Here is a 9,769-nt window from a genome sequence, read left to right as displayed (position 1 = left end):
TCAGGGCTTCGATGCCACCTGGGTCGCCAAACCCAACCTGGTGCAGATCAAAAACTGGGACGCCACTGCCCCCAAACGGATCCCGATACAAGCGCTGTTTTACGACACCTCGCAAACCGGCGCATTGCTCGGCGCACAGAAGGATCAGCGTGATTATTTCGATGCCACCGGGGACTGGTTGCCGGTCCTGCGCATGGATCTGCATCAGCCACCCGGCGCGGTGTTTGGCTTCAACCTGCAGGACCAGTTGTACAACGGCTATGAGGTCGCTTCGCGGTTGAACGCGCGGTATGAGAACACCGCAGCGACCTGTCAGGGGGGTAAAACCGCGTACTTCTGCGACGGTGTCCTGCTGCGTGCCACCCAGGCGTCCAAGGCTTTTCACATGTGGAATCCCAGCCCGACATCAGTAGGCAATGGCGGTGTTTCCTTCACCTATTTACGCAAGGATGCAGGGCTGACCAAACCGGTGTACGCGCAAGGTTTTCTCGTTCGCGAAAGCTTTGCCCCGGCGGCATATCCCCTGAACGTGATGTGTGCCTACCCCTTCGATGGCGCCACCAGCCGCCCTCAGGACACCTGCCGTACCCGCGGTGACATGTGTCACGAGCTGGGTGTCACCAGTGTCGAGGCCTGGGTGACTCGCTACGCCAAGTCACCCCGCACCAGTTGTGCGTTCAACAACGACCCGGCGCAATTCCAGCTCAACATCGACGTTCGCCCCAGCGTGCCCAACGGCGATGGCTGGAACGAGGTGATGATTCAGACCTGGCCGCAGGACATCCCCCTGCAAATCCCCCTTGAAGCGTTTTATTACAGCCTGAAAGCGCACTACACCAGCAATGGTCTGCCCCAGGCTCAGTTCGCCCAACGCGATTACTTCGAGATCACCGGGCGCTTTCTGCCCATTGTCCTGATTGACCTCGAAGCGCCAGCGGGCCAGGTCTTCCGATACGACCCCGCCGATCAGAACGCCGCCGGTGCTCCCGCAAGTGTCCTGATCACGCCTGATCTCTGATCACCGAAGGCGTCAAGCCATGGCTTTGCTTTGCAGCGCATGACCGCTCATCGAAAACCCGCGCCTACCTGTTAGTTCTGACAGTAGCCAGGGTTCGCCACATCGGGCCCAATCAAGTAACGCCTCCCTGGCAGAACCGCATAACCTTCGATGAGGTTTTTCGTCATGACGCACTTTCACTCATTCCTGTTTCCACCCTTGCAGACCGACACGCCTTTACTGCAACTGCGCCCCTTGCGGATTTCGGACCTCGTAGCACCGATCGTCGATGGGCACGGCGGTATCAACTTCAAGAACTATTACCGCTATCCCGACGGTTTGTTCTGTGCCGTCGACGCGTACGCCGCGCCCATGCTCGAAGGCGACAAGCTGGATATCTATTGGGGCAAGGACAACAAGATCTTTACCCGGGTGTTGGATGATGAAGATGAGATCAACAAACCGGTGTTTTTTTTCCTGCCGGTGACAAACATCCTTCCCGGCTGGGCCGACGAGGTCTACTACACCCTGACCCGCGCGGACAACAACCCCCCAGAGGATCCCTCCACGCCCTTGCGAATACTGGTGAAACTGGATCTACCCGGCGGCAACGACGTAGACCCCCATAAGCCCGGACACTCAAATCTACACATCGTGCAACTGCCGCGCGACGTCATCGTTAACGGCGTGGATGCCGATTGGGCAGCCAGGGGGGTGCCGATGGTCATTCCACCCTACCCGAACATCGCCGTGCGCGACGTTATCCTAGTGAAATGGGGCAAGGCCTCCCTCGATCCTCATATCGTCAGCGCCGACGAGGCAGCCGGCACAACGCCTATCGTGATCACAATCCACAAGGACAAAATTGTCGCCGGTGGTGACGGCAACAGGGTGGAGGTTATTTACGATATCCATGACGAGGTGTTGAACTTCTCCGAGAAACCCTCCCAGAGCACTACCGTCAACGTCATGTCCGGAGAGCGACTGCTGGATGAACCGATTATCCAGGACTCAAAAAACGGCACCCTCTATCTCGGCGAGCTGGAAGATCGCGATGCCAGCGTGGAGGTTCACGCCTCCGGCAGCCCTTTCAAACGGGGTGACACCATCACCATGAACTGGGAAGGCACAACACGAACCGGCGAAACGTTGCCCAACCAACAATCCAAAATCCTGGAAAATCTTCCCAGCAATCTCAAGTTTCAGATTCCGAATGCGCTGGTCCGGGCGCTTGAAATGGGATCCGCCAAGGCATCGTATGTGCTCTACGATAAAGAAAGTGGCACTGGGCTCCCCTCCAGGCACGGACTCACCCTGGTGAAGCCCGGGGTGCCCAGGGTGCCCGCGCCGGTCCTCAAGGAGGCCTCAAACGGTAAGGTGAACGCCGATATCACCTCGGCCACCGTGGACATTCAGTACCCGGGCATGGCCGCGGGCGAAACCGTCAACATGGCTTGGCTGGGCACCAAGGCCAATGGCAATCCCTACTTGTATGAGGCACAGCACATCGTCAGCCCGGATGACGTGAAAAACCTCCTCGTGACCTTGCACGTGCCGGGTAAACATCTGCGAGTGCTGGAGAACGGCACACTGAATCTGTTCTACCGGGTGTCCGACGACGAGTCGAAATGGCGGGGCCTGAATGAGTCCGGGCATCAGCAGATCAAAGTGTTGCGATTCACCTGAGTCACCGGCCAAAGGCCTGCAAAAAAAAACGCCTCGCGAATACGAGGCGTTTTTTATCGGGGGTTGCACCCGGTCAGGATCAGGACGTTTACCAGGCCCAGCGCAGCCCGACATTCACCCCATACGGCTGCTCGATGTTCTTGCCATTGCTGTAATCGAAATCGGCATGCACCTGCAGGTCCTTGGTCACGGCCAGGGCCATACCTGCACCCAGCACACCACGGGTGCCAGACAGGTCGTTGTTGAACTGATTGTTGTCGTTGACCGTCACGCGGTTGTTGTTGATGAACTCGTGCTGCACTGCCGCACGCACATAAGGCTGGGCGACCATGCCATTGTCCATGTTGAAGGTGCGACCCACCGTGGTACCGGCTTCACCTAGCACCGAGCGGCTGCGATCGCCGTCGGCCTGCATGCCGTTGTCCAGATCAAAGTTGTCACCCTGTACCACAGCGGTCGACAGTTTGCCGTACGGTTCGACGAAGTAACCGCCGCCCAGTTTGATCTGACGCCCGAACTCCGCCGAAGCGCTCACCCCGGAGTTGTCGTAACTGCCCTTGGCACGGGTGCCGTCGCTCAAACCGACTTTGGTGTCATTCCGGAAGCGGTTGAACTTGAGCTGAGCGTCGAAGTAGTAGCCGCTCTGCGCGTCGATCCAGGTCACATAGGGCCCCAGATAGTAGCTGTCGACCGTACCCGACGTTCCCTGCGCAACGTCAAGGTCGGTATGGCTGTAGCCACCCATGATCCCCCCGACCCACGCGCTGTCACCCAGATGCGTGTCCACACCGACGGACACCCCCTGTTGGGTCTGCTGATAACCCACGCCGGAAGCGGCATTGATGTTGTATTTGTTGCCGTAGGTGCGCATCCACAAGCCGGTATCGCCACCACTGAAACGCAGCTCGCCCATGCGGCTGCGCAACGTTGCCGCCTCGGCATACAACAGCGTCACCGGGGCGTTGAACAGCGCCAGTACCGATTTGGCGCCGGGGCTGATGGTCTTGGTGGTCGGGTCGAGAAACCATTCCGTACCGCCCGTCCCTGCGGCTCGCTGATCCAGGTCATACGACCACGCACCGAGATCGACACGCCCGCCTCTCAGGGCAAATTGCGCATCGCCGGCGGCGGTGTGCACCAGCGTCAACTGTTGGGGGTTCACCGCGTCCAGACCGGACGCAGCCACCAGCAACCCGAACTGCCCGCTGGCCACGCCCGTGACATTGAGCAAGTCGTGCTGGCCCGTGGCGAAATTGCCTTTCATTTCGACCGTACTGGAACCGTCCGGCGAACCGGCCAGTGTGCCGACGTTCAACTGGTAGAACGTGTTGGGCACATCCTGCGCACCAAAACGAACTGTCCCGCCATTCATGGCGAGTGTTCCTACAGTGTCGTTGCCGGCCAGGGTCCAGACCGAACCACTGTTGATGGTTACGCCGCTGGCGTTGTCGAGGCGGCCGGTCAGTTGCGAGTGGTTCTGCAGGGTGACGTTGGCGGTCGATCCACTGTCCACCAGCACGTCACCTTTCATGTTGCCCTGATCGAAGGTGAGATTGGCGGTACTGTTGCCGGTGACGTTAACGTTGCCTTGCAGCGTGCTGTCGCTGACAGACATGCCCGCGGTGGAAGCGCCCTGCACCGTCAGCACGTTGCCGTTGCCCCCCGTCAGGGAGGACTGGTTCAACACCTCAAGGGTGGCATTGATGCCCTTGTCCACAAGAATCGCATCACCGGTGCGGCCTTCCACACTGGCGTTGTCGAGCCGCAGTGAATTGTTGCCCAGGCCCGAGGGATCCCTGCCCATGGTCACACCGGTCTTGTCGCCGCTGATAACAGTGTTTGCGGAGGCGCGTACATCCCCCCCCAATATGCTCAGGCCGGTACTGTCAGCCCCTGTGCCCGTCACCTGACTGTTGATGAGCGTGAGCGTGCTCAAGCCGGTAACCTGCGCACCGATTTCCCCACCCTTGAATTGACTGTCGGTTGCAGTGACCGTGGAGCCCAGGGTCGAGCCGATAGACCGATTGACCGCCAGCCCGATAAAGTTGCTGGTCACGATGGCGCGAGTGAGATCACCCGTGCTGCTGGTTATGTGGATACCCTCCTGCCCACTGTTGGCATTGACCGTTGCGCCGTTGATATTCAACGTTGATCCGGACGTGACAGACAGACTCTGGGTGGTGGCCCCCGCGATGTTCAGCACACTTGCGTTGCGTACCAGATAATCGCTCAGCGGTGTGCTTGCATCGATATTCAGCGTATTGCCGTTATCGACGATAACGGCGGCAAAAGAATGCCCGCCGGTAAAAAAAAATGCTGGCAGCACGACCAGCATTTTAAAGAGTCCTGCCGCAGCATTTTTTTGCAGCGAAACATGGTTTTTGTTCATGACGTGGCTTCCTGAATGTTCATCACCTCACGTCTTTCAGAAGAAAGGCCAAAAGACTGTAAGAGGCGCGAACAATACCTATCCGGGTCAATGAAAAATGTAGGAGAAGTCCTAGCTCCGGACGGAAAAGTCCTTTCCCGCTCGAGGAATGATCCGCCTGTTTCAACAACCGTTACAGCGAGGACACGGGAGGCGTAGCCGCCTCCCGTGGTTCCTTTGAAACGCATTGAATCAGGTAGGCAACGGGCAAGTTCCGCCCTCAACGACCATGTACACCCTGACCGCATGCGGTTTTGAGTCCGTGTCGCGCCCGTTAATGACAGCCGTATAATGCACGCGCCCCCACGCATTCAGAGTCTCCAAGATGGGCGCGTATGGGATCTTCACAATGAAGCCGGCCGCGGCTTCCTGATCTGTCGGTGTGTAGGGCACCTCCCGGAATGTATCGGGTTTGGGGTTTGCACCGCCGGCGTCGGTATAGCCCTGATAGGTGAATATCAGCTCTTGATTCGCCAGTGCCGATTCCCCGCCCGGGACCCGCACCTCGACCACCACACCCTGGTTGGGATCCCGGCGCAAGGAACCGCAGTTCAAAAAGTTAACAAGGTCCGGATCGGGATCAAGGTGTAAGAATTCCGGATCAGGGACAGTGTCTTCTTGAATCAGCACATCCACTCCCCGAGGGTCCGAAATATCTACGTTGTCGTTCAGGGGATGACCGATGACGTAATCCATCGGGTGCTTTGGATCACCGTTACCTGCCGCCGCAAAAACGCCCCAGTCGACTTCCCACTCCAGAGATGGGGGAATAACGTCTGGAATCGTATAAAGGCCACCATCCGCCTCAGAAACAAGCTGGCCCGCATATCGAAGTTGAACGGTGTCATCTTCCTTGGCACCGTCATAGGTATTGACCGTGACAGTAACAACCTTATCTTTGTCGGCTTCTCGCAACTCATTGACAGTGCCCCCGGAACCTCCCTGAACCGTCACCAACGCCAGTTTTGGATTGGTCGGGCCTGGATTATCCGGATCAATCGGCAGACCGGGCTTTCGCAAATCAACGTCAACATTTTTGGAAATCGGAGTTGGCGGATAATAGGTGGTGCCGCGTTTGATTTGGTAGCTGACCGCTACCGTTTTTTCACCAGGGTCGTTGTTGAATACGTGTTCGAACGAAATATCGACGTAACACGGGAAATTGTTGATGGTCTTCGCCACCTGCAGAATGCCGTCGTAGGTCACCACCAACTGATCTCCGGGCATGTAGTGGGTGTATTCGTCAAGGATTCCCACGCCCAAAGGCGTTTGCGCATCCTTCAGATCGACCAGACGGTCACCGACACTGTCATACAGCGGAATACTAAGGGGCAACAGCCCCTCGGGTGGGTCTGTCAGAACGACCTCGAAAGTGACTGATGGAGAAAAAATACTTGGGTTTCCCTTACGGTCGATGACTTTGTAAAAAAGCCCGTGTTTCCCTTCACCCAACTTGAATACTTGGTCAGCGGTGAGTTCAAGCACGATCTCACTGGTGGTATCAACCCTGGTGAACGTAGCGATAAGCTCTGCCAACGTTATCGAGTCCCCATAATACAACTCTATAAAATCGCCAATCTTCATCTCTCCATATTCAGAAATCTTAACAGGTACATAATCATTGTCGTCCAGATATTTTTTGGTAAGACCTTCTTCCACCTCCTTCGGAATACCAGGAGGAAGAAACACGGCTGGAGGAGTTCTATCAACATTGCACACCAACGGTTCAGATAAACTGGCATTACCGCCTTGACGGACAACGTATCCCAACTCATGTTTCCCCGACCTACCGGTGAGTCCGGCAGGAAACTCCCTTTCGATTTTAAGAACAGCAGCGTCCAGCGGCGTAGTATAAGGGTATTTAGTCTCGTCGATCTGAGATCCGTCGAACGTCAGATAAATAGCGCCCGGTGTTGGTGTCGTTTCGTCGGCCACATCAGGCCTCGGAACCAGGCACTTGAAAGGCTTTCCCTGCAGGCTCAGCGGAATCTGATTTTTGTCATCATCCGACGTATCGGGTAGAAATGGGTTGTCTGGATGCACTTCGATGACGGCTGGATCAGCGCTTGTAACAGCACGGCGAACTTTCAGATAATCGACCCGACTTTGTTCAGCGGGCGTCAATGGTTTCGGATTTGCCATTTTTCAGCTCCTTCAGAAACGGGCTTTATCTGCCCGGGATTTTGTCAATCAACTAACGCCCAAAACGCGGGCACAACACTCTCTGTCAGCCACGAATAAATACTCGTGACTGTCCTAACTAAAACCGGCTAATGCACTTTAATGAATCAATTACCCGCTACGGTTCCGTGCAGGTTTCATTAGTGGGTGAGCACACTGCACCACTGGGCATGGTTCTATTGATAATCACGAATAGTTCTTTTGAAAGACCCTGCCCACCCGTAAACTTTTTCAAGGTGTAATAACATAATGCCGAACCCTGGTTTTCCATCGGCGCTATCAATCTTTCGTAATCGGTCACATGCACTTCAAAACCGTTTCTTGCCTGATCCGCACTCAAAATGGTCAAGAACCGTTCCGCGGCCCCGGGAATGGGCGTGGTGCCATTTAGTCCCTCGCATCCCTGCCAGAACAAAGTCACGATGTCCTTCTCGTCAAACGCCGGGTTGCCTTCAATCCTCACGCGCACCCGCTCCCAGAGACGCGGTTTCGCACAGCAGTCCAGCTTCCCTTCGATGCCAGCGTCAGGGAACGAAGGCGCTTTGAGACCTTCGATAATGATGATCGACACCTTGACGGGCGTGAATGGAGCCAACTGCTGGTTGATGCCATTGCTGGTGGTGTAATGGACCGGCAACGCCGGGTTCAGCCGGTCCTGGTCAATGGCCGACCATGGAATATTGAACGGCACTCTCTTGCCGGCAACGTCACCGGTCTGGACGATGTATTGCGCCACGGGCGTACTGATGCTCCCCCAATAAACTTCGATCGTGTGTCCCGGTTCAGGTGCGTCGAACAAGGTCAGGAAGCCGTCGGCGTCCTCGCCGAAATCTTCGGTGAGCAATGTGTTCAGCACCTTGGAGTTGGCGCCGTAGATCTCCAGCAAGGCAAGCTTAGGGTTCAACAACGCCGGCGCATTGGCGTGATCCTGGCCTGCCACCGTCAGGTTCACCGACACCAGGGTTTCCATTGATGGCTTGCTATCGACGCCCCCAGTGCGCACGCGGTAAGTGACACGAGCATTCACCGGCCCCAGCCCCTTGGCTGTGAGCGCACTCCACGGCACAGGGATCACGCAAGGAAAGTTGGCCGGGTCGACATCCTGCGGCGGCAGAACAGTGCCATCCCAGTCCAGCAGTATCTGATCGCCGCTCAACGGATTGTCATAGGCATCGATTTCGACCGTCACCGCCCCTTGATTGACCGCCCCCTCCCGAGCGTGCTGACGATCGATCAAGCCTCTGTCCGACAGGGGGATGCGCGGAGGCTTGTGAATGGGTGCCGCCGGGGTCAGATCGACGAACACAGGCAGCGGCCGCGAGCGCGGTCCCCGGTTTCCGGCCCAGTCGCGCAAGCGATAATAGATGTATCGCTGCCCATGACCGCGCAGGCGAATATCGTCTGCGTAGACGGTGATGATCAGTTGATCGTTATCGATATCAAACTGACTGAACGCCTGCTCGCGGATTTCGGTTTCGAAGTCCGGTGGCGTGCTGGTGTCCGTCCAGTAATAAATCGCCCGGTCACGGGCCTTCACGTCCAGATAGAGGCGTACTTTGAAACGAACCTGACCGTGCTCGTCCAAATAGTCATCGGTGATGTTGCCCACAAGATCCAGCAGCTCCAGCATCTCCGGTTCCTGGCCGTCATCGGGCGGCACTCTATCGACGGTGATGGTTTTTTTCAGCGATTCCGATGGGTTGCCACCAATCACCAGCTTGTACGACAGGTCGTAAACGCCAGATGCCAGCTGCCCTTGAGGCACCGAAACAATCTTGTCCCCCGGATCAATGGGAATATTGAACGGGAACACACCCGCCGTGTCGTCATCGAAGGGAAGTCCCGCTCGCCTGAGCCCCACCAACACGACGTCTTTTACGAATTCCGGCTCTGTCGAGAAAGTCCACGCCGGAATCGTGACTCTCAAATCGCGGTTCAATACATCGCGAGGTAATAGCCCGTCCGGGCTTTCATTACCCTCTTCGTCTTTCAGGATATCCGGAACAATCGGCTCTGGTGGAGCCACAAGACTTGTTTCGTCATCGCCACGCGCGTGTTGCGAATCCATCGACGACTCTTCTGGGGGCACCATTGCGAAGCTCCACGGCAATTGATCGGGCAGTGTTCTCGCGCAGAGCAGTCGTGAAGATAAAACGGGCTGTTGACTGACGATGGCGTGGAACGCTTGTGACCCAATTAGATGCCTGCCGGAAAAAGCTGACTACTGTCAGAAATACTAGGTTTGCTTACCGTTCGTCGGAGAATCGATGGAAATGGCTGAACAGTCAGCCCAGCGTGAGGCTGCATTTTTGTTGAGCAGAATGGGTATTGAAGTCGCCGCGCGACCCAGCGGGAGCAGACTCACGCCACAGGTTGCGGTTCACCGCAGAGTCGAATTCCCTGCGGCAGCGCCTACTGGGAAGTAGTTTCAGGAAGGCAACACCCGAACCCCGACCGTTCATCGCAAACCCCTGCCT

General features: G+C 56.7%; 5 protein-coding genes and 1 pseudogene. 2 read left to right on the top strand and 4 right to left on the bottom strand.

Features of this window, described 5'->3' with window-relative positions:
* A pseudogene (locus M0814_RS28750) lies at positions 1-1,018 on the top strand (hypothetical protein); the annotation flags it as partial.
* Between the two features lie 165 nt (positions 1,019-1,183).
* Positions 1,184-2,683, top strand: coding sequence for a hypothetical protein (locus tag M0814_RS28745; protein ID WP_103486282.1), 1,500 nt, complete (start codon positions 1,184-1,186; stop codon positions 2,681-2,683).
* A gap of 88 nt (positions 2,684-2,771) precedes the next feature.
* Here the strand turns inward: M0814_RS28745 and M0814_RS28740 are convergent, their stop codons facing one another.
* The 4 genes from M0814_RS28740 to M0814_RS28725 all read right to left on the bottom strand — a co-directional run.
* Positions 2,772-5,018, bottom strand: coding sequence for an autotransporter outer membrane beta-barrel domain-containing protein (locus M0814_RS28740; RefSeq protein WP_347359910.1), 2,247 nt, complete (start codon positions 5,016-5,018; stop codon positions 2,772-2,774).
* A gap of 285 nt (positions 5,019-5,303) precedes the next feature.
* Positions 5,304-7,253: a hypothetical protein gene (locus M0814_RS28735; protein ID WP_103486284.1), complete on the bottom strand. Its 1,950-nt coding sequence runs from the start codon at positions 7,251-7,253 to the stop codon at positions 5,304-5,306.
* Positions 7,254-7,410: 157 nt separating this feature from the next.
* Complete coding sequence (locus M0814_RS28730; RefSeq protein ID WP_247868565.1) at positions 7,411-9,360, bottom strand: hypothetical protein; 1,950 nt, start codon at positions 9,358-9,360, stop codon at positions 7,411-7,413.
* 217 nt (positions 9,361-9,577) lie between these two features.
* The coding region (locus M0814_RS28725) for a hypothetical protein (RefSeq protein ID WP_247868564.1) at positions 9,578-9,769 on the bottom strand (192 nt) is incomplete at its 5' end.

Source organism: Pseudomonas sp. MWU12-2020, assembly GCF_023100605.1.
GTDB classification, from domain to species: domain Bacteria; phylum Pseudomonadota; class Gammaproteobacteria; order Pseudomonadales; family Pseudomonadaceae; genus Aquipseudomonas; species Aquipseudomonas fluorescens_H.
This window is presented reverse-complemented; position numbering and strand designations above follow the sequence as displayed.